Source organism: Actinomadura rudentiformis, from assembly GCF_008923185.1.
Lineage (GTDB): Bacteria > Actinomycetota > Actinomycetes > Streptosporangiales > Streptosporangiaceae > Spirillospora > Spirillospora rudentiformis.
On record NZ_WBMT01000002.1, the window covers coordinates 188,258 to 209,374 of the forward strand.

Consider the following 21,117-nt stretch of genomic DNA (forward strand, 5'->3'; position numbering starts at 1 on the left):
TCACAAGACCGTAACGAGCGACCACGTCGGGGAGCCTGGTCCAGTGCGAGCTCCACGTTCATCCGCCATCGCAGTGGCCGCGGCGGCGCTTGCCGTGCCGCTCTTCGCGGGCTGCGGCGGCGACCCCGCGAAGGAGGGCTCGCCGGGCGGTGACCGGGCGACCGGCGGCGCCACGGGCGGGGCGACGGGCGGGTCGGCGGCCCCCGCCCGCCCGCAGGCCTCCTGGATCCCCGGCTTCGTCGCCGGCATGAGCCTGCCCGAGAAGGTCGGCCAGCTCTTCGTGCCGACGTTCTCCACCCAGGCCGCCGCACAGTCGATGATCAAGCGCTACAAGGTCGGCGGGCTCATCTACTTCCCCGGCAACATGCGCACCCCGGCGCAGACGGCGGCGCAGTCCAACGCCCTGCAGAAGTCCTCCAAGGTCCCGCTGCTGCTCGGCGTGGACGAGGAGCAGGGCATCGTCTCGCGCACCCCGTTCATCACCGCGTTCCCCGGCAACATGGCGCTCGGCGCGACCCGCCGCCCCGCCGACGCCCAGGCGGCCGCCCAGGTCACGGGCACGGAGCTGCGCGCGGTCGGGATCAACCAGAACTACGCGCCGGTGGCCGACGTCAACGTCAACCCGGCCAATCCGGTGATCGGCGTACGGTCCTTCGGCTCGGATCCGGCGCTGGTGTCGCAGATGCTCCGGGCCGCCATCGCGGGTTACCAGGCGGCCGGAGTCGCCGCCACCGCCAAGCACTTCCCCGGGCACGGCGACACCGACACCGACAGCCACACGGGCCTGCCGGTGATCAAGCACTCGCGGGCGGAATGGGAGCGGCTGGACGCGCCGCCGTTCAAGGCCGCGGTCGCCGGCGACGTGGACGCCATCATGTCCGCGCACATCGTGGTGCCGAAGCTGGACGGCTCCGGCGACCCCTCGACGCTCTCGCGCAAGGTCCTGACCGGGCTGCTCCGAGACTCCCTCGGCTACAAGGGCGTCGTCGTCACCGACTCCCTCCTGATGGCGGGCGCGCGCAAGAAGTACGGCGACTCGGTGGTCCCCGTACGGGCGATCAACGCCAGCGCCGACCAGCTCCTCATGCCGCCGAGCCTGCCGCGCGCCTACGACGCCGTGCTGAAGGCCGTGCGCGACGGCAGGATCTCCGAGCGGCGCCTGAATGAGGCGGTGACGCGCATCCTGCAGCTCAAGGAGCGGCGTGGCCTGTTCCGCGGCACCCGTGTCGACCCCGGCCGCGCCGACCAGGTCGTCGGCTCCAAGGGCAACAAGGCCACGGTCCGGCAGGTCGCCGAGCACGCGGTCACGCTCATCCGGAACGAGGGCGGCGTGCTGCCGCTCAAGCGCAGGCCCGTCTACGTGTCAGGCCCCCAGAGCGGCGTCCTGGCCGCCGCCCTGCGCCGCGAGGGCGTCCGCACCGTCGGCTCGGTCAACGCCGCCGGCGCCGCCGTTCTCACGACCCTCGACTCTGGCGCCGCCACCACCGCCGCAAGGGTCCGCACCCTCGCCTCCAAGCCGGTGATCGTCGCCGCGCTCGGCCGCCCGTACGACCTGGACAAGGCCGGCCAGGCCAAGGCCGCCCTGGCGACCTACTCCTCGGGCTCGCCCGCCCTCAACGCCCTCGCCAAGGCTCTGGCAGGCACGATCAAACCGACCGGCAAACTCCCTGTCCCCGCCGCCGGCAAACCCCCAGGCACCGGCCTGACCTACTGAGCCCACAGCCCCTACTGAGCCCGAGCACTTACTGAGCCCCAGCACCTACTGAGGCCCCAGCACTTACTGAGCCCGCAGCGGCGGCGCGGCATCCTCGGTGACGGCGGTGAGGCGGCCTTCGCAGGGGCGCCTCACCGCCGGTCGGGCCAGAGTGTGTCCTACAGGCCCAGCTCGGCCAGGGCGGGCAGGTGGATCCGGGCTGCGGCGCGGGCGGCCTGGGCGGTACGGGCGGCGCGGGCGGCCTCGGCGGCCTGGCGGCATTCAGCCAGGGTGTGCCGGGCGAGGGCGGCTCGTACGAGCGGCAGGGACGGAGCGCTCATCGACAGGGACGTGACGCCCAGGCCGGTGAGCACGCAGGCCAGGGCGGGGTCTCCCCCGGCCTCGCCGCAGACGCCGCAGCTCTTGCCCGCCTCGGCGGCGGCCGCGGCGGTGATCGCCATGAGGTCGAGCACGGCGGGCTGCCAAGGGTCCTGCAGGTGCGAGAGGCCGCCGATCTGGCGGTCGGCGGCGCAGGCGTACTGCGTGAGGTCGTTGGTGCCGAGGCTGAAGAACTCCACCTCGGGCGCCAGATCGCGGGCGCGCAGGGCGGCGGCGGGCACCTCGATCATGATGCCGGGGTGGTCGATCCCGGCGTCGCGGCAGGCCTGGGCGAAGTAGGCGGCCTCCTCCGCGTCGGTCACCATCGGCGCCATGACCTCCAGCTTGGCGGACTGGCCCGCGGCGGCCCGGGCGAGGGCACCGAGCTGGGCCGCCTGGAAGCCAGGGTGGTGGCGCATCATGCGCAGGCCGCGTTCGCCGAGGGCCGGGTTGGGCTCCTCACCGGGAGGCGGGAGGAACGCCAGGGGCTTGTCGGCGCCGGCGTCGAGCGTGCGCACGACCACGCGGCCGTCCGGGAACGCTTCGAGGACCTTGCGATAGGCCTCTTCCTGCTCGTCGTCGGTGGGCGGCGTCGAACGGTCGAGGAAAAGGAACTCCGTCCGGTAGAGGCCCACACCCTCGGCGCCGTTGGCCAGGGCGGCCTCGACGTCCTGGGGCCCGCCGATGTTGGCCAGCAGCGGGACCCGGTGGCCGTCCTTCGTGGCGCCCGGACCGGTGGCTTTGCCGAGCGCCGCCGCCTGGGCCGCCGCCGCGGCCAGGGCGGCCGCGACCTCGGTCTCGGTCGGGTCGACCTGAACGGTGCCTGCGGCTCCGTCCACGAGGACGCGGGTGCCGTCGGCGAGGCCGGTGGCGCCGGGCAGGGCGACCACGGCGGGGACGCCCATCGTGCGGGCGATGATCGCCGTGTGGCTGGTCGGGCCGCCCTCCTCGGTGACGAACGCGACGACCAGCTGGGGGTCGAGCACGGCGGTGTCGGCGGGCGCCAGGTCCCGGGCGACAAGAACGAACGGCTCTGCCGACTCCGGTACGCCCGGCATGGGGAGGCCCAGCAGGCGCGCGATCGTACGGTCCCGGATGTCGTCGAGGTCGGTCACCCGGGCGGCCATGTACTCGCCGGCACCGGCCAGCAGCTCCCGGTAGACGCCGAACGCCTCGAAGACCGCACGGGCCGCCCCGACGCCCTCGCCGATCTTGGCCTGGACGCCGTCGGCAAGGCCGGGGTCGCGAGCCATCAGGGCCTGGGCGTTGAGCACGTCCTGACCCTCCTTGTTGCCGGCGTCGGCGGCGCGGACGCCGCGCGACTCCAGGTCCGCGGCCACGGCGGCGAGAGCGCCGAGGGCCCGTTCGGTCTCCGCCACCGCGTCCCCCGCATGGCGGGAATCCCGTTCAGGCTCGGGCACCGCGCCCGCGATGGCGCGTACAGGCCCGACACCGACACCCGGGCTGACTCCGGCTCCCCGCAACACGCTGGGACTCATCTCGCGCACCTTCCGGCGATCGAATTCAGGTTCAGGACGACGTTCAATGCCTGGTCAGGCTTGCTCTCAGGCAGGGATGGCTGGGCCCGAGTCTGCTCAGGTAGGGCCCGAGCCCGCTCAGGTAGCACCCAAGACTGCTCAGGTATGGCCTGTGCCTGCTCGGACGTGGCTGGGGTCAGGGACCGGAGCTCAGACGGGCTCGGGCGTAGGTCGTGTCGGGGATGAAACTCAAGTCTGGTTAGGCCAACTCTGACCCGACCAGGCCCGGTCAAGCCAGCCCTGTTCGGGGCCAGGCCGGGCCCTTCGGGCTGACTCAAACCTGGTCAGGGCTGGTCAGAGCTGGCTAGGGCGGGTCAGGGAGCTGCCCGCCCGACGGAAGGGGGATGATCAGGCCTGCTCGGGCTCGGGCTTGGAAAGAAGGGCTTCGAGTTCGTCCAGGAGGGCGTCTGCGCCGTCACCGTCGGCGGAGATGACGATCTCCTCGCCATGGCGGGCGTCCAGGCCGAGCACCGACAGGATGCTCTTGGCGTTGACCGGATCACCGCCGCCGCGCTTGGCCACCGTGACGTCGCCGGCGGCCCTGGCGGCGGTCTGGACGAACATCGCGGCAGGACGGGCGTGCAGTCCCACCTTGGATTCGATCTTGACATTACGCTGTGTCACTGAAACAACTCCTCATATTCACCCCGTGCCCGGGAGACCCCAGACACGGAGATCGACTTCGGTCATGTCCGCCACCACCCGGTCGGCCGCGGCGAGGGCGGCCGCGGGCTGGGTGGTGGTTATCCCCACGCAGGTCATACCCGCGGCCTTCACCGCGGCCACCCCGGCGGGAGCGTCCTCGAACCCAAGAGCGTCCCGCGGCGCCACATCGAGGGCGTCGCAGGCCGCCAGGAAACCCTCGGGGTCGGGTTTCCCGTTGGCCACGTCGTCGGCCGTGACCAGCACGTCCAGCAGGCCCTTGATGCCGAGCTCGTCCAGCAGGCCCTCCGCGTACCGCCGTACCCCCGAGGTCACCACCGCCAGAGGTACACCCCCGGCGTGCAGCGCCCGGACGAGCTCGACCGCGCCCGGCACCGGCTGGACCGGCGGCATGTCCGGCCCCGTCTCGTACGAGACGACCTCGTGGAACAGGTCCTCGACGGTGCGCCCCGGGAAAAGGTGCAGCAGCTCGGCGAGCACCTCCCGGCCGCGCCGCCCGGCGAATGAGGCGATCAGCGCCTCGTCGTGGGGGATGCCGTTGGCGGCGAACATCCGTGCCCACATCTCGCGGTTGCGCGGCTCGGTGTCGATCAGCGTCCCGTCGAGGTCGAAGACGGCCGCCTTCAGGTCCGTACGGTCGTGGTCGGCGGAACCGGCGGCCCTCAACTCCATGTGAAGAGCTCGGCCCCCTTGTCGACCTCACCGGACTCGACCACGTCGGACAGCGCGTCCGCGTTCGCGTCCAGCGCCACCACCGCACAGATCGGCGAGCGCCCGCCCGCCTCGATCGCGGCGGGATTCCAGCCGACGAGCGGCTGGCCGGCGGTCACCGCGTCGCCCTCGGCGGCCAGCAGCTCGAAGCCCTCGCCCTTGAGCTGGACGGTGTCGATGCCCAGGTGCACCAGCACGCCGTGGCCCTCGCCGTCGACGACGACGTACGCGTGCGGGTGCAGCTTGACGATCGTGCCGGTGACCGGGGCGAGCGCGTGCCCGGGCGCGCGCTCGGGATCGACCGCGGTGCCCGGCCCCACCATGGCCTGGGCGAACACCGGGTCCGGCACGCCGGCAAGGCCGACGACGCGCCCGCTCACGGGCGCCAGAACTCGCGTCATGAGAACACTCCTTGTCCTGCCCGGCCGGGCGTCAGTCGAGAATGTCCTCGATGTCGCTGGCGATGGTGTCGGCCTCGGGGCCCACGACGACCTGGACGACCCTGCCGCTGCGCATGACACCGAAGGCGCCGGCGGCCTTCAGCGCGGCCTCGTCGACCTTGCCCGGGTCCGAGACCTCGGTGCGCAGCCGGGTGGCGCAGGGCTCGATCTCTTCGATGTTGTCGGCGCCGCCCAGCGCCGCGATGATGGCCTCGGCCTTGTCCATGATCAGTTCCTGCTTTCGGTCAGTCCTGTGTGGTGGGGTTCGACGGTCACTATGCCCGGGGCGTGGTGGTCACCGTGCGATGGGGTGTGGCGGTCGGGGTCAGTCGGGTCGGCGGTCGGAATCAGTCGGTCTGGGTGACCTTGTTGAGCCCGCGTGGCACGTCGGGGTCGATGCCGAGCCGGCGGGCCAGGTTCTCGACCAGGATCTGGCCGGGCACGATGAGGCCGAGCGGCGCGACCCACTCGGCCAGCGCGGGGCCGGGCAGGGCGAGCGAGGACGACTCGGCGAGCCCCTTTCCGCCGCCGATCCCGTACGCGCGAGCCCCGGCGGTCGTGACGCGGCGGGCCAGTGCGACGGTGCCGGGCAGGGTCGGGCCCTCCTCGGCGGCGACCAGCAGGGCCGGCGTCTGCGCGTCCACGACGGCGATCGGGCCGTGCAGCAAGTCGGCGTACGAGAGGCCCATGGCGTGCAGGTAGCACGCCTCCTTGATCTTGAGGGCCAGCTCCAGCGCGGTGCCGAACGCGATGCCGCGGCCGGACACCACGGCACCCGGCACCTGGGCGAGCTCCTCGACGATCTCGGGCAGCGCCGGAGCCGACTCGGTGATCGCGATGAGCCGCTGCACCTCGTCCGGCACCGCGCGCAGGTCGTCCAGCTCGACGTCGGCGCCCAGGCCGAGGCCCAGCACCGACAGCGCGGCCAACTGGGTGGTGTAGGTCTTGGTGGCCGGCACCGCGAGCTCGTCGCCCGCATCCGTCACGAGCGCGACCTCGGCGGCCTCCGCGAGTGGCGACCCGGCGCCGTTGGTGATCGCCACGGTGCGGGCACCGTTGCCGGTGGCCCAGTCCAGGGTCTCGACGATCTCCTCGGTCTTCCCGGACTGGCTGATCGCCACGGCGAGCACACCGGACAGATCGACCTTGCGCTTGTAGGTGGTCGCGATGGACGGCGCGGCCAGCGTGGCGAGGCGCCCGGTGTGCGACTCGACCAGGTACCGCCCGTACACGGCGGCGTTGTCGGACGAACCGCGCGCGATGAACAGCACCTGGCGCGTCTCGCGCGCGAGCTGTGCGATGTCGGCCGTCCGTGGCAGCAGGGCCTCGAGAGTGCGGCGCAGCGCCTCGGGCTGCTCGCCGATCTCAGCCCGCATCCGGCTGGTGCTCATGATCCCCCTCAGAAGGCTTTCTGCCCGTTGATCCATGTCGTACGCGCCCGGAGGTCGTCCCCGAGCCAGACCAGATCGGCGGCTGCGCCGGGGGCGATGCGGCCGAGGTCCGTACGTTCGATGAGGTCGGCCGGGACGCGGGTGGCGGCGTCCACGGCGGTGACCAGGTCGATGCCGATCCGCACCGCGTTCCCGACCGCCTCGTCCAGGCGCAGGCCGGAACCGGCGATCGTGCCGTCGGCGCGCAGCGGCGGGCCGGACTCGGGCATCTCGATGGGTTCGCCGCCCAGCTCGTAGGTGCCGGGCGGCATCCCGGCGGCCGCGGCGGCGTCGGTGACGAGCACGACCCGGCCGGGCGCGGCCTGGAACACCAGCTTGCACACCGCGGGAGCGACATGGTGCAGGTCGGCGATGAGGCCGGGGTGCAGCCGGTGGTCGATGAGCGCCTGCACGGCGACGCCGGGATCGCGGTGGTTGATACCGCTCTGGGCATTGAAGATGTGGGTGACCATGCGGGCGCCCGCGTCGGCGGCACGTTCGACCTGCTCGGCGGTGGCGTCGCTGTGGCCGACGCTGACCAGCACGCCGTGGCGGGTCAGGGTCTCGATCGCCTCGGGTGCGCCGTTCCGCTCGGGGGCCAGGGTCACCAGCTTGACCAGGCCGGTCTCCAGCAGCGTCGCGATCGCCCCGGGAGCCGGGTCGGTGAGGAAGCCGGCGTTGTGCGCGCCCTTGCGCTTCTCGGAGAGGAACGGGCCTTCGAGATGGACGCCGAGGACCTTGGCGCCGGTCGCGGGCAGGCCGGGCAGCAGCTCCATGGCGTGCCGCAGGGCCTTGGCCTGGACGTCGACGGGGGCCGTGATGAACGTGGGGAGGAACGAGGTCACGCCGGTCTCGGGCAGGCGGCGCACGACGGTGTGCCAGCCGTCCTCGCCGGCGTCGGCCATGTCGTGCCCGAAGAACCCGTTGACCTGAAGATCGACCAGCCCGGGGGCGAGCACGCCGTCACGAAGGTCCAGGTCAGGGGCCGTTGTCGGCCGCCCTTCGCCGACTTCGGTGATCACGCCGTTCTCGATGCGGACGAATCCCGGAGAGAGTACGCGGGTAGGACCACCATCGGCGGGGGATGTGATCAAGCTGTTCGCGGTGATCAGAAGTGATGCCATGTATGCGTACTCTCCGTGATGCTTGAGCCGCCCTCTGCTGTCGTGCACGTACTGGTCTAGTCCGGACTAGACCAGTACGAACCATACTCCACACATCGGATAGAGCGAAGATGTCGGGCCGAACTTCATGTGATCGGGCCCACTCGGGGGAGGTCATCCGCTCATGAGTTCAACGGCGGCCACGACGGGCGGCGGGGCGCATGGTGCCTGGTCAGCCACGTTCGCGGTCCTGCAGCGCATCGGCCGGAGCCTCATGCTCCCGATCGCGGTGCTGCCCGCGGCCGGCATCCTGCTCCGCCTCGGCCAGGACGATCTGCTCGGCAAGGACGGCCTCGGCCTGTCGCGTATCGCCGAGGTCTTCGCGGCCGCCGGCGGCGCCCTCCTCGACAACCTGGCGATGCTCTTCGCGGTCGGCGTCGCGATCGGCTTCGCCAGAAAGGCCGACGGCTCCACGGCGTTGTCGGCGGTGGTCGCCTATCTGGTGTTCGACCGCGTGACCAAGGTGATGTTCGCGCACACCGAGACGCTGAAAGCCAACGTCGTCCAGACGGTGACGCAGGACGGCGCGGCCAGGGAAGTGATCAACTACGGCGCCAAGAACCCCACGCAGGTGCTGGGCGGGATCGTGGTCGGCCTCATGGTCGCCGTGCTCTACCAGCGCTTCTACAGGATCAAGCTGCCGACCTGGCTGGCGTTCTTCGGCGGCCGCCGCTTCGTGCCCATCATCAGCGCGGGGGCCGCGCTGCTGCTCGGGGTGGTCTTCGGTTTCATCTGGCCGACGCTGGGCGGGTGGATCGACGACTTCGGTGACTGGATCACCGGGCTGGGCGCGGCGGGCGCCGGGGTCTACGGCATGGCCAACCGCCTCCTGCTGCCGTTCGGGTTGCACCACATCCTCAACACGCTCGTGTGGTTCACGTTCGGGTCGTACAGGGCGCCGGACGGGGTGCTCTCGCACGGTGAGATCAACCGCTACCTGGCCGGCGACCCGGACGCGGGCACCTTCCTTGCGGGGTTCTTCCCGGTCCTGATGCTGGGACTGCCCGGCGCGGCGGCGGCCATCTGGATGGCCGCGCCGAAGCACAAGCGGAGCGCGGTGGGCGGCCTGATGGTCTCGGCGGGCCTGACCGCGTTCGTCTGCGGGGTGACCGAGCCGATCGAGTTCTCGTTCATGTTCGTGGCGCCGCTGCTCTACGTCGTCCACGTGCTGCTGACCGGCGTCTCGATGTTCCTGCTGGCCGCGATCGACGCCCAGCTCGGCTTCTCGTTCTCCGCGGGCCTGATCGACATGTTGCTGAACGCGACGAAGAGCAACACCCGGCATCTCTGGGCCATCATCGGCCTGGGCGTGATCTATTTCTTCCTCTACTTCGCGATCTTCTACTTCGCGATCACCAAGTTCAACCTGCCCACCCCCGGCCGCGAACGCGAAGAAGCCGCCGCCGACGGCACCATGGGCGGCCTCATCGACCAGCCCACCGATACACCCGCAGCCGAACCGGGAGCTCCCCGCCAACGCCCCGACTAGAGCGGCCCGCCAGACCGCCGCAGGGGCGACCTCTCGGGCTGGTGGGCCGCGTGATGGAGGTGGGTTTGGGCACTGGTCTAGGAGCTGACCTCGGGAAGCACTGTTCGGAGGGGTGGGGGTGCCGGTGTTTCGCGGTCTCCGGGTTTTTGATCTTCCAGTGGTCTGACCTGCGGCTTTGCTGATCGTGACGTAATCCGGCCGTTATTCATCTGTGCATTGACAGACGTTAATTTTGTGTGGTCTAGTCCGGCCTAGACCAGTACTGACCTGACTTGACCAGTACTACCGACCGGACTCCCCGGCACACGAGGATTTCCGTGACAGCGATCGATCCACACAGTCCCGTACCGAAGTACTTCCAGCTTCGCGCCATCTTGCTCGACCTCATCGAGACGGCGGAACTGCCCGTCGACGCGCCGATCCCCTCGGAGCGGGAGCTGTGCGCGGAGTACGGCCTGTCCCGGATGACCGTGCGCCAAGGTGTCGACCAGCTGGTGACCGAGGGACGGCTCTACCGGGTGCCGGGCAAGGGCACGTTCGTCGCCCGGCCCAAGATCGAGATGCCGTTGCGGCTCGTCTCGTTCACCGAGGACATGCTCAGCCGCGGGCTGCGGCCGGGCGCGATCGACCTGGCCCGGCGCACCGTCGCGGCCGACGCACGGCTGGCCCGCCTCTTCGAGGTCCAGGCCGGTACCGCCATCCATGTGATCGAACGTCTCCGGACCGCCGACGGCGAGCCGATGGCGTTGGAACGTTCACACATCCTCGCCTCCCTCGCCCCCGATCTGCTCGACCGGCGTCTTGCGGACCGCTCCCTCTACGGCGTGCTCGAGGCGGTGTACGGGCTGGTCTTCGACGCCGGAGACCAGACCATAGACGCCGCGGTCGCCGACGCGACGGAGGCCAAGCAGCTCCACATCCCCAGGGGCAGCGCCGTGCTGCTCCTTCAGCGGCGCTCCTATGCCGGGGGCGTCTGCGCGGAACTGGGCGTGTCGACCTACCGGGCCGACCGCTACCAAGTCCACACGGCCCTCGGAAACCCCCCGACGCGCTCTTAGCGCAGCCCCCCGGTAAAACGAGGAGGAAACCCCTGATGAGTTCGACAACCGCCGTGGGCAGCGTGCCCGGCGGAAGCTCCAAGACACTCGCCGTCCTGCAACGCATCGGCCGCAGCCTCATGCTGCCGATCGCCGTCCTGCCCGCTGCCGGCCTGTTGCTGCGCCTCGGCCAGCCCGACGTCATCGGTGTCGACGAGACCAAGGATCCGTGGATCAGCTTCTCCGGCGCCGACCGGGTCGCCGAGATCTTCGCCGCCGCCGGCGGTGCGCTCTTCGACTGGCTTCCGCTGCTGTTCGCCGTGGGTGTGGCTGTCGGCTTCGCGAAGAAGTCCGACGGCTCGACCGGCCTGGCCGCCGTGGTCGGCTACCTGGTGTTCCACTACGTCAGCATGACGATGTTCTTCCACACCTTCGCCGACGACAAGCTGATCTTCCCGAGGATCACCAAGTCGCTGTTCGACCCGGACAACCCGGGCACACCGAAGGTCGTCGTAGACCTGGCCGCCGCAAACCCGACCCGGGCGCTGGGCGGCATCGTCATCGGCATCGTGACCGCGCTGCTCTACCAGCGCTTCTACCGGATCAAGCTGCCGACCTGGCTGGCGTTCTTCGGTGGCCGCCGGTTCGTGCCGATCATCACCTCGTTCGCCGCGATCCTGCTCGGCCTGCTCTTCGGCTGGATCTGGCCGGTCCTCGGCAAGTGGATCTCCAACGGCGGCGAGTGGATGGCCGACCACAGTGAGATCGGCGCGGGTGTGTACGGCGTCATCAACCGCCTGCTCCTGCCGCTCGGCCTGCACCACATCCCCAACAACGTGGTGTGGTTCCAGATCCCCGACTGCACCGTCGGCGGCAAGTCCTACAGCGGCGACCTCAACTGCTACCTGCAGGGCGCGGACGGTGCCGGCTGGTCCATGACCGGCTACTTCCCCGTCCTGATGTTCGGCCTGCCCGCCGCCGCGATCGCCATCTGGCGCGCCGCTCCGAAGCACCGCCGTCCGGCCGTCGGCGGCATCATGATCTCCGCTGCGCTGACCGCGTTCGTCACCGGCATCACCGAGCCGATCGAGTTCGCGTTCGTCTTCATCGCCCCGGTGCTCTTCGGCATCCACGCGATCCTGACCGGCATCTCCATGGCCGTCGCGGATCTCCTCGGCATGAAGCTGGGCTTCAGCTTCTCGGCGGGCGCGATCGACATGTTGATCAACGGATCCAAGGACAACACCCACAAGCTGATCCCATTGATCATCATGGGCCTGATCTACGCGGTCATCTACTACGCGCTCTTCACGTTCATGATCAAGAAGTTCAACCTCGCCACCCCGGGCCGCGAGCCCGAAGGCCAGGAGTCGGTGGCCGCCGACCCGGCCGCCGACCCGGAGCTGGCCGCCGGCGAGAAGAAGAGCCGGTCACGGCGTGAGAGCGAGGCCGCGGCAACGACCACGGACAAACCGGCCACATAGCAAAATCCGGGATCTCCAGCCCACAGGTCCCACCCCGGGTCTTCTCCTGACTCCCTGAGGAGACTCACCCCGCGGCGGGGGGGGGGGGGGGGGCGGCCCCCCCCCCCCCCCCCCCCGGGGCCCGAGCGGCGGGTGTGGGGGGGGGCGGGGGGGGGATCGCCCGCCCACCGGCCCCACCCCGGGTCTCCGCCGGCCGCCGTGAGGAGACTCACCCCGCGGCGGCGGGGCGTCCATCACGACGCCCCGCCGCCGCTCTTTCGTCTCCACGCTTCTTGGCTGCGCGACGCGCATTGGTGCGGGGTTGTGTTACGGCGGTGGCCGTAGGTGGCCATGGTGTATTCGTGCGCGGTGCTGGGGCTCTTGTTGTCGACGCCGGACGACAGGAGGTCTGCAGCATGGCGAGGCGTTACATCCGTACTCCAGCCGTTCAGAGCAGCGGCTATGCGTTCGACGGGGCGCTTGCTCTTCGGCCCGAAGCCGTGCGGGAGATGGGTCGGGTGCCGGGGCCGCCGGGGCTTCGGCATACCGCTGAGGCGACGTTACAGCTGGTCGCCGAGGTGCTGGCCGGGACGCGTCCCGTGCGACAGCTCACCCGGGGTGCACTGCCTGAGGTCTGCCTCGCGATCGCCGCGCATCGGGCTCCGGTGGCGGCGGGAGTGCGGATCGTTCCGCCGCGGATCCTGACGTCGTGGATGCAGCAACCCGCACCGGGCGCGGCCGAGGTGGGAGCGGTCGTCGTCATCGGGGGGCGGGTGCGGGCGTTGGCGCTGCGGCTCGAACTCCGTCGGGGACGCTGGCGCTGCGTCACGGTCGAGACCGCCGACGATGGGAGAACGCGGCGGCAGTTCTCGTGAAACAGCGAAGCGGCCTCCCGGTCCGGGAGGCCGCTTCGGTGTGCGTTACTTGTTGCGCGGGTCGCCGTGGCAGCGCTTGAACTTCTTGCCCGAACCGCAGGGGCACGGGTCGTTGCGCGAGACGCCGGCGTACTCGTCCTCGGGCTCCTCGCTGTGGTGCTCCACGCCGCCCTCACCGTCAACGGTGGGGCCGGAGTAGTCCAGCTTGGACGGGCGCTTGGGCTCGTTCAGGCCCTTCGCCTTGATGTGCGGCGCCTCGTCCTCGGGGACCTCGTCCACCTCGACGTCGTCGACGGGCTCGGCGGTCTTGGAGACCTCGACCGGCGCGGCACCGACGGTGGGCGTCGCGGGCTGGTCCTCGACCTCGACCTCGAGGTTGAAGAGGTAGCCGACCGACTCCTCCTTGATGCCGTCGAGCATCGCGTTGAACATGTCGAAGCCCTCGCGCTGGTACTCGACCAGCGGGTCGCGCTGCGCCATGGCCCGCAGGCCGATGCCCTCCTGGAGGTAGTCCATCTCGTAGAGGTGCTCGCGCCACTTGCGGTCGAGCACCGAGAGGACCACGCGGCGCTCGAGCTCGCGCATGACCTCGGCGCCGAGCTCCTCCTCGCGGTTGTCGTACGCGGCGTTGGCGTCGTCGCGGATCCGCTCGGCCAGCGTCTCGGCGTCCAGGCCGGAGATGTCGCCGCCGACCTCCTCGGTCAGGTCCTCGACCGTGATGGAGATCGGGTAGAGCTGCTTGAACGCCTTCCACAGCTTGTCGAGGTCCCACTCTTCGGCGAAGCCCTCGCCGGTGGCGCCCGCGACGTAGCCGTCCACCACCTCGTTGATCATCCGGCGGACCTGATCGTGCAGGTCGGCGCCCTCGAGCACGCGGCGGCGCTCGGCGTAGATGACCGTGCGCTGGCGGTTGAGCACCTCGTCGTACTTCAAGACGTTCTTGCGCATCTCGAAGTTCTGCTGCTCGACCTGGCTCTGCGCCGACTTGATGGCGTTCGAGACGATCTTGGACTCGATCGGCACGTCGTCCGGGATGTTGAGGCGCGTCATGATCGCCTCAACGCGGGCGGAGTTGAACAGCCGCATCAGGTCGTCCTCGAGGGACAGGTAGAAGCGGGACTCGCCCGGGTCGCCCTGACGGCCGGAACGGCCGCGCAGCTGGTTGTCGATACGGCGCGACTCGTGGCGTTCGGTGCCGAGCACGTAGAGCCCGCCGGCCTCGACGACCTCCTCGTGCTCGCCCTTGACGTCGTCCTTGGCCTTGTCGAGGGCCTCGGGCCACGCGGCCTCGTACTCGTCGGGCGTCTCCAGCGGGCTCAGCCCGCGCTGGTGCAGCTCCAGGTCGGCACGGAAGTCGGGGTTGCCGCCGAGCATGATGTCGGTGCCTCGACCGGCCATGTTGGTGGCGACGGTGACGGCGCCCTTGCGGCCCGCCTCGGCGACGATCGCCGACTCCTGCTCGTGGTGCTTGGCGTTCAGCACCTGGTGCGGGATGCCGCGCCGCTTGAGCATCTTGCTCAGCCGCTCGGACTTCTCGACCGAGGTGGTGCCGACCAGGACCGGCTGGCCCTTCTCGTGCCGCTCGGCGATGTCCTCGACGCACGCCTCGAACTTGGCCTGCTCGGTCTTGTAGACGACGTCGGCGACGTCCTCGCGGATCATCGGCTTGTTCGTCGGGATCGGCACGACGTTGACCTTGTAGGTCTTGTTGAACTCGGCCGCCTCGGTGTCGGCCGTACCGGTCATGCCGGACAGCTTGGAGTAGAGGCGGAAGTAGTTCTGGAGGGTGATCGTGGCGAGAGTCTGGTTCTCGTCCTTGATCGCCACGCCTTCCTTGGCCTCGATGGCCTGGTGCATGCCCTCGTTGTAGCGGCGCCCGTGCAGGATGCGGCCGGTGAACTCGTCGACGATCAGGACCTCGCCGTTCATGACGACGTAGTCCTTGTCCTTCTTGTAGAGCTCCTTGGCCTTGAGCGCGTTGTTGAGGAACGAGACGAGCGGCGTGTTCTCGGGCGCGTAGAGGTTGTCGATGCCGAGCCAGTCTTCGACCTTCTCGACACCGGCCTCGGTGATGCCGACGGTGCGCTTCTTCTCGTTCACCTCGTAGTCGCCGGGGCCGTACTCGTCGACCTGCCCGGCGGTGCTGATCAGCTCGGCGCGCTTGAGCCGCGGGGTGATCTTGGCGAACTCGCCGAACCACTTGGAGTTCTGCTCGGCCGGGCCGGAGATGATCAGCGGCGTCCGGGCCTCGTCGATCAGGATCGAGTCGACCTCGTCGACGATGGCGAAGTTGTGGCCGCGCTGGACGCACTCCTCCAGGCTCCACGCCATGTTGTCGCGCAGGTAGTCGAAACCGAACTCGTTGTTGGTCCCATAGGTGATGTCGGCGTTGTACGCGGCACGTCGCTCTTCCGGCGTCATCTGCGGGACGATGACACCTACCTCGAGCCCCAGGAACTGGTGAATGCGCCCCATCCACTCGGCGTCACGCTTGGCCAGGTAGTCGTTCACCGTGACCACATGGACGCCGTCGCCGGACAGCGCGTTCAGATAAGCGGGGAGCACACAGGTGAGGGTCTTGCCCTCACCGGTCTTCATTTCTGCGATATTGCCCAGATGCAGCGCGGCGCCACCCATGACCTGAACGTCATAGTGGCGCTGGCCGAGCACCCGCTTGGCGGCTTCACGCGCCGTCGCGAACGCCTCGGGCAACAGCTCGTCCAGGGTCTCGCCCTCGGCGATACGCTCCCGGTACTTGTCGGTCAGCTCGCGCAACTCGGCGTCGCTCATCTCGAGGAAGTCTTCCTCGATCGAGTTGACCTGATCCGCGAGCTTCTTGAGCTTGCGCAGGGTCTTGCCTTCGCCCGCGCGAAGGATCTTATCGATGACTGGCGGCACTCTCGGAGGCTCCTTGCAGATCGTGGTTCACCGCGACCAGCGGCACGCACACCACACGTACGATGCCATCGTAGGCGAGTCCAAGGATGGTCTAGCTCACGCGACGGCGCAATCCAGGCCGCATTCTGTTTGACCGGCGCGTTACGCGGAAGATCTAGACGTGCACCTGAGGGGAGGCGCTCGATGTCAGATGAGTCGCTCGGATCGCACGCCGGCAGGGCCAGCTCATGGGTCGCCGTCACGGTGGTCTTCATAGGCTTCGTGGTCGGCGGGGTGGCCCTGACCATTGGCCCCAACTGGATCGTGTTCTGGATCGGCGTGGCGATCGTGGTGATCGGTAGCGTGATCATGGGCGCCGTCCACATCTTCTCCGACGTGGTGGTCGACGCCCCGCGTGTCATCCCGGAGATCGTGGACTACTCGCTTTTCGGCACCCGCACGGAAAGACGCCGCGGCGGCCTGGCGGGCGAAACGCTGGACAAGCCCAAAGCCACCGATCCCCACCAGACCCCACACGGCTAAAGAAGCCCCGCCAGCCCGTCTTGCCACCAGCGCAAGGCGGGCTGTCGCATAGCTGCGCTCAGATACCCATGCTCAGCGGCCGCTGCCTGCCGTTGGGGGCGGCGCGGTCGAGCGGCAGCGTGCGGTGGCGTGGCCGGCAGTCGGCGCCGTGCTCGGTCGACTGGCCGGGGAGATGGGTCAGGTGGTCGGCGACAGGTCGAGGGTGGGGAGGAGGTGGGACGGGTTGAGCTTTTCCACTCGGACGTCGTCGCAGGCGACCCAGGTGGCGGCCTGCCAGAGGGCGGTGCGGAGGGCTTGGAGGGTGGTCTCGGTGCGGGCGGGGGTCGCGGTGGCCCACGGTTCGAGGGAGACCTGGCGGGCGACGAGGGTCTTGCCCTCGCGGGCTGGGTCGACGCGACCCAGGAGCCGGCCGCCGGCCAGGAGCGGCATGGCGAAGTAGCCGTGCACGCGCTTGGCCTTGGGCACGTAGGCCTCCAGCCGGTGGTCGAAGCCGAAAACCCGGGACGTGCGGGCGCGATCCCAGACCAGGGAGTCGAACGGGGAGAGCAGCGTGGTGGTGTGCCTGCCGCGAGGCGGCTTGGCCAGGGCCTCCGGATCGGCCCAGGCAGGATGCTTCCAGCCCTGGACCTCAACAGGGACGAGATCCGTGGCCTCGATGACGGAGGACACCTGGTCGCCCCTCACACGGAAGTAGTCGGCCAGGTCGGCGCGGGTGGCCACGCCCAGGGCGCGGCCTGCGTGGGACACGAGGCGGGTCAGGCACGTCGAGTCGTCCGGATCCTGGGCGAGAAGGTCAGCGGGAACGGCCCGTTCGGCCAGGTCGTAGACGCGCCGCCAGCCCACCCGCTGAACGCAGACCACCTCGCCGATGTCCAGCAGCCACTCGATCGCGATCTTCGCGTCGCTCCACTGCCACCAGTCGGCGCCCGACTTGGCGCCGCCGAGCTCCTTGGTGGTGAGCGGGCCGTCGGCGCGCAGGCGTTCGAGGATGTCCTCGCAGGCCCCGTCGGGGACCTTGTGCCAGCGCACCCCCCGGGCGCGGAACGCGCGGCGGCGGAAGGCGAACGACGGCCACTCGGAGATGGGCAGGATGCTGGCGGCGTGCGCCCAGTATTCGAAGGTCGCTCCGTCGCCCCAGTAGGCGTCCTCGACGGCGGCGCGCCCGACCGCGCCCAGACGGGCGTAGGGAACGAGCTCGTGGGAACGCGCGAGCACGGAGATCGTGTCGAGTTGGACGGCGCCCAGATGCTCGAGAAGAGCCGGCACTCCCCCGTCGCGATGGCCCTGCCCGGCGGCGCCCAGGAGACCCTGAGCGCGCAGCTGGAGGCGGCGGGCTTCGTCGGCTGTCAGTTGAACGTGGCTCACGGCGCGATCGTAGGACACGACACCGACAAAACGCCTTCGGCGGTGACACCGCCGTCCTCGGCCGTTTAATGATCGCCGCCCCGGTGATGGCCCCGCGGCGGGCGTTGCTGCGGCCGCTGGTCGCCGTCCGTTGGCGCTCGCGGGGTGGGTGGCCCCCTGTCGGTTGTGGCCCCGTCGCTGCTCAACGACGGGGATGGGGATGAGCGGCCTTGGGGGGTTGGGCGCTCGGCGGGGGCAGGCCTCGTAGCGGCATCGGTGGACGGGTGTGGTGTGGGGGACGGTGTGGTGTGGGGGCGCGGGCTTTGGCCGCTGGTCGGGGGTCAGGTGATTTCGAGGAGTTTCTCTCGGACTGCGTAGACCACTGCTTCCATCCGGGAATGCAGTTGGAGCTTCTCCAGGATGTTGCGGACGTGGTTTTTCACGGTGTTCTCGGAGATGAAGAGCTCCTTGGCGATCTCCCGGTTGCCCAGGCCGCGGGCCACCAGGCGGAGCACTTCCATCTCGCGTTCGGTCAGGCGGGGTGCCGGTACCTGCTGGGTGCGCTCCTCGCTGCGTTTGGCGAGGGAGGCGAACTCGGTGATCAGCTTGGACGCCATTGAGGGGCTGATCAGGGACTGGCCGCCGTGCACGGCGCGCACCGCCTGCGGGACCTCGTCGATCGAGATCTCCTTGAGCAGGTAGCCGCTGGCCCCCGCTTTGATCGCCTCGAAGAGGTCTTCCTCCTCGTCGCTGATGGTCAGCATCACGATCTTGGCGCTGGGGGCGGCCTCCTTGATCGCCGTGCAGGCCTCGATGCCGGAGCGGCGGGGCATGCGGATGTCCATCAGGACGACGTCGGGGAGCAGGTCGCCCGCCATCTGGACGGCCTCGTGACCGTCGCCGCCCTCTCCGATGACCTCGATGTCGGGCTCGCTCTGCAGGACCATCTCCAGGCCACGCCGGAAGAGCGCGTGATCGTCGACGATCAGGACTCTGATCGGATCGGCCTCGCCCGACGCGGCGGAGTCGCCGGCGGCGGCCTGACGGGGTACCGCCGCGGCGCCGCGAGTCTCGGGATTCTCGCTCACCTGAGTCGCGACGTGGAGGAGACGCCGCTTCCCCCCTTCACTGTGCGTGATCTTGGGTCATGTGGAGCGCGGTGGTGGGGGGGCGGGGGGGGCCCCCCCCCCCCCCCCCCCGGCGGGGGGTGGTGGTGAGTAAAATGGGGTGGGGGGGGTGGGGGGGGGGCGGGCCCCCCCCCCCCCCCCCGCGTCCGCGGCTTGCTTTCTAGATCATGACATGCTCGGCGGGGTGACGTGACGCATGTGCCACATCACTCTTCGACAAGGCGGATGACGCCGTAGTCCCAGCCCCGTCGCCGGTAGACGACGGAGGGCTGTCCGCTGGCCTTGTCGCGGAACAGGAAGAAGTCGTGGCCCACCAGCTCCATTTCGAAGAGGGCCTGCTCAATGCCCATGGGCTCGGCCTTGTGGAACTTCTCTCGGACGACGATGGGGCCGTCGCCCTCCATGGAGATCGGGACAAGATGCTCGTCCGCCGCGAGGTCGGCGGGCTCGTAGCCGTCGAGTTCCGGCTCGGCGACCTCGGTGACGGTGGTCGCGGCCACCGGCTCGGGCAGGGGCTCGGGCGGGAGCTGTTCCATGGTGGCCAGCTTCGCCGGGGACTTGCCGTGATGGGCCTTGTGGACCTTGCGCCGGTCACTGTCGCGGCGCAACCGGGACTCGAGCTTGTCGAGCGCCAGGTCGAGGGCTCCGTATCGATCATCGGCCGCGGCCTCGGCCCGGATGACAGGCCCGCTCTGGTGGATGGTGAGCTCGACACGTTCCCGCCGGTCGGCCTGGCGCGGATTACGCTCCTGCGACACCTCCACATCAACGCGGATGACCTTGTGGTTCAGCTTCTCGATCTTGGCCAGTTTGTTGTCGACATGCCGCCGAAACCTGTCGTTGACGTCCGTACGGCGGCCCTTCACGATGATGTCCACGCGGGACCCCCCTTCTCCCGGAAATAACGGGCTCCCGTTGTTCGGGGTCGCACCCGCCCGGCCGACCTGGTCTTCGTCCCCACATCCGCCTGCTGAGAGGCTCGCGGCGCTCTCGCCACTACTACCCTTCTCTCGCTTCGGGGGATGTCGGATCCCCCGATGAGGCAGGACTTACCTCTAAGGCGCACCGTGATCGGTCGACGAGAAGTCGCCTTACGTGGGCCGTTTCGCCTGCGCCTGGCATCGGCTAGCCGGACCGCCTGTCGTGCCCTCACAGAGCACAGCGATCCGACGCAACCACGGACCCGGGCGGGTGCCATGTCAGGAACGCTAACCCCTTAAGCCACGAATGTCAGGGGGGTGAACGGAGGAAAAACTCACACACCGTCATCGCTCGGGGTCGCATTGCCACTCTCGAACGTCCCGGGGCACCGCTCACGTGCCGTGAATCGCCGCGAGCACAGGGGGTGCGAGCCACGGCCTCGATGCAGGTCACCGGCATCTGACCGCTCGGTGAGTTTGAAAAGATCCGACGGGCGCGATGACGGCACGTGACTGTCGATAGAGCAAGCTTCCCACCCAGACCAGACATCTCGGACAAGACTCTGTGACTGAGGGTAACTAGTTGCCACACCGGCGCCCTTCAGTGAAGAAAGTCACCATCCCCGGCCGGTCACCATTTCCGTGGCGTCGCGGCGACGGTCGCGACACCCACGACGTCAGCACCGGCGGCCCGCAGTGCCCGGGCCGCCTCCGCCGATGTCGCCCCACTGGTGATCACGTCGTCGACCACCACGACCCGCCTTCCGGCCATCGGCGCCACCACTTCGAACGCCCCCACCAGATTGACTGCGCGCGCGGCCGACGACAGACCCGCCTGATCGGCGACCCGCCGTCGCTGACGCAACGCGTCCACCCGCGTGACCCGGACCCCTGCCGCTCGGAGCTCCCGCACCGCGAAGGAGGCCATCCGGCGGGTCGCGTCATGTCCCCGCTCCCGCACCGCCATGGCCGAGGACGGCACCGGCACCAAGACCGCCACACCCAAGCCCTCCACGGCGCTGTGAGAGCCGCTGAAGCCCCTCTCACGGCCCGCCGACCCTGGGGATCCGGCCTCCAGAGCCGCGAGAGCGCTCATGGCGAGTGCTTGGCCCAGCGGACGTGCCAGGCCCGTCCGGCCCCGCTCCTTGTGAGCGACGATCAAGGCCTGCACGGGGCCCTCGTACGCGGAAACGGTCCAGGGCGGCGGAAGCCCAGGTGGAACGGGCACGGGCGCGGCCCTATGGGCGGGGCCGCTCAGAAGGGCCGCGCAGACCGTGCAGATGGGCTGATCAAGGACGCCGCCAGGCTGGTCACGGGTGCCACAGCCTGCGCACCGTTGAGGCAGGGCCAAGTCGAGCAGGGTGTCGAATAAGCGCATGCGGACGACGATGCCCGAAGGCCTCGGGCCAAGGCCAGACCCCGCGCA

The 21,117-nt window shown here is 69.8% G+C and carries 17 protein-coding genes and 1 pseudogene; 6 read left to right on the top strand and 12 right to left on the bottom strand.

Going from position 1 to position 21,117, the window contains the following annotated elements; all coding sequences use genetic code 11:
* Positions 1 to 43 precede the first annotated feature (43 nt).
* The gene (locus F8566_RS52180; protein WP_151558269.1) at positions 44 to 1,714 is read left to right on the top strand and encodes a glycoside hydrolase family 3 protein; all 1,671 of its coding nucleotides are present in this window, start codon (positions 44 to 46) and stop codon (positions 1,712 to 1,714) included.
* A gap of 158 nt (positions 1,715 to 1,872) precedes the next feature.
* On the opposite strand, the gene ptsP is transcribed toward F8566_RS52180, so the two are convergent.
* The 7 genes and pseudogenes from ptsP to nagA form a co-directional block, all read right to left on the bottom strand.
* Positions 1,873 to 3,570 (bottom strand): phosphoenolpyruvate--protein phosphotransferase, encoded by a 1,698-nt coding sequence (gene ptsP, locus F8566_RS04420; protein WP_151558272.1) that lies wholly within the window; start codon positions 3,568 to 3,570, stop codon positions 1,873 to 1,875.
* 387 nt (positions 3,571 to 3,957) lie between these two features.
* A complete protein-coding gene (locus F8566_RS04425; RefSeq protein WP_151558274.1) occupies positions 3,958 to 4,233 on the bottom strand; it encodes an HPr family phosphocarrier protein in 276 nt (91 codons plus the stop codon).
* Positions 4,234 to 4,251: 18 nt separating this feature from the next.
* Positions 4,252 to 4,944, bottom strand: coding sequence for an HAD family hydrolase (locus F8566_RS04430; protein WP_151558276.1), 693 nt, complete (start codon positions 4,942 to 4,944; stop codon positions 4,252 to 4,254).
* Entirely contained in the window at positions 4,935 to 5,384 is a 450-nt protein-coding gene (locus F8566_RS04435) for a PTS sugar transporter subunit IIA (protein WP_151558278.1), read from the bottom strand. Before F8566_RS04435 ends, F8566_RS04430 begins: the two co-directional genes overlap by 10 nt.
* 31 nt (positions 5,385 to 5,415) lie before the next feature.
* Positions 5,416 to 5,661, bottom strand: a pseudogene (locus tag F8566_RS04440) (glucose PTS transporter subunit EIIB); the annotation flags it as partial.
* A gap of 109 nt (positions 5,662 to 5,770) precedes the next feature.
* Complete coding sequence (locus F8566_RS04445) at positions 5,771 to 6,814, bottom strand: SIS domain-containing protein (RefSeq protein ID WP_151558282.1); 1,044 nt, start codon at positions 6,812 to 6,814, stop codon at positions 5,771 to 5,773.
* 8 nt (positions 6,815 to 6,822) lie between these two features.
* Entirely contained in the window at positions 6,823 to 7,977 is a 1,155-nt protein-coding gene (gene nagA, locus F8566_RS04450) for an N-acetylglucosamine-6-phosphate deacetylase (protein ID WP_151558284.1), read from the bottom strand.
* A 163-nt stretch (positions 7,978 to 8,140) separates the two neighbouring features.
* Here nagA and F8566_RS04455 point away from each other — a divergent pair, with 163 nt between their 5' ends.
* The 4 genes from F8566_RS04455 (at position 8,141) to F8566_RS04475 (ending at position 12,880) form a co-directional block, all read left to right on the top strand.
* A complete protein-coding gene (locus F8566_RS04455) occupies positions 8,141 to 9,505 on the top strand; it encodes a PTS transporter subunit EIIC (protein ID WP_151558286.1) in 1,365 nt (454 codons plus the stop codon).
* Between the two features lie 317 nt (positions 9,506 to 9,822).
* Entirely contained in the window at positions 9,823 to 10,563 is a 741-nt protein-coding gene (locus F8566_RS04460; RefSeq protein ID WP_151558288.1) for a GntR family transcriptional regulator, read from the top strand.
* Positions 10,564 to 10,598: 35 nt separating this feature from the next.
* Positions 10,599 to 12,026, top strand: a complete 1,428-nt coding sequence (locus tag F8566_RS04465; protein WP_151558290.1) for a PTS transporter subunit EIIC — start codon at positions 10,599 to 10,601, stop codon at positions 12,024 to 12,026.
* Between the two features lie 395 nt (positions 12,027 to 12,421).
* On the top strand, positions 12,422 to 12,880 hold the full coding sequence (locus tag F8566_RS04475; protein WP_151558292.1) for an Rv3235 family protein: 459 nt from the start codon (positions 12,422 to 12,424) through the stop codon (positions 12,878 to 12,880).
* A gap of 45 nt (positions 12,881 to 12,925) precedes the next feature.
* On the opposite strand, the gene secA is transcribed toward F8566_RS04475, so the two are convergent.
* Positions 12,926 to 15,778, bottom strand: a complete 2,853-nt coding sequence (secA, locus tag F8566_RS04480; RefSeq protein WP_151558294.1) for a preprotein translocase subunit SecA — start codon at positions 15,776 to 15,778, stop codon at positions 12,926 to 12,928.
* 183 nt (positions 15,779 to 15,961) lie between these two features.
* On the opposite strand from secA, the gene F8566_RS04485 reads away from it, so the two are divergent.
* Entirely contained in the window at positions 15,962 to 16,300 is a 339-nt protein-coding gene (locus tag F8566_RS04485; protein WP_151558296.1) for an HGxxPAAW family protein, read from the top strand.
* Between the two features lie 177 nt (positions 16,301 to 16,477).
* Here F8566_RS04485 and F8566_RS04490 read toward each other — a convergent pair whose 3' ends face one another.
* From F8566_RS04490 to F8566_RS04505, 4 genes are all read right to left on the bottom strand, one after another.
* A complete protein-coding gene (locus tag F8566_RS04490; protein WP_225992874.1) occupies positions 16,478 to 17,665 on the bottom strand; it encodes a winged helix-turn-helix domain-containing protein in 1,188 nt (395 codons plus the stop codon).
* A gap of 320 nt (positions 17,666 to 17,985) precedes the next feature.
* The gene (locus F8566_RS04495; protein ID WP_151558300.1) at positions 17,986 to 18,732 is read right to left on the bottom strand and encodes a response regulator; all 747 of its coding nucleotides are present in this window, start codon (positions 18,730 to 18,732) and stop codon (positions 17,986 to 17,988) included.
* A 245-nt stretch (positions 18,733 to 18,977) separates the two neighbouring features.
* On the bottom strand, positions 18,978 to 19,649 hold the full coding sequence (gene hpf, locus F8566_RS04500) for a ribosome hibernation-promoting factor, HPF/YfiA family (protein WP_151558302.1): 672 nt from the start codon (positions 19,647 to 19,649) through the stop codon (positions 18,978 to 18,980).
* Between the two features lie 673 nt (positions 19,650 to 20,322).
* Positions 20,323 to 20,919: a ComF family protein gene (locus F8566_RS04505; RefSeq protein WP_225992875.1), complete on the bottom strand. Its 597-nt coding sequence runs from the start codon at positions 20,917 to 20,919 to the stop codon at positions 20,323 to 20,325.
* Between the last annotated feature and the right edge of the window lie 198 nt (positions 20,920 to 21,117).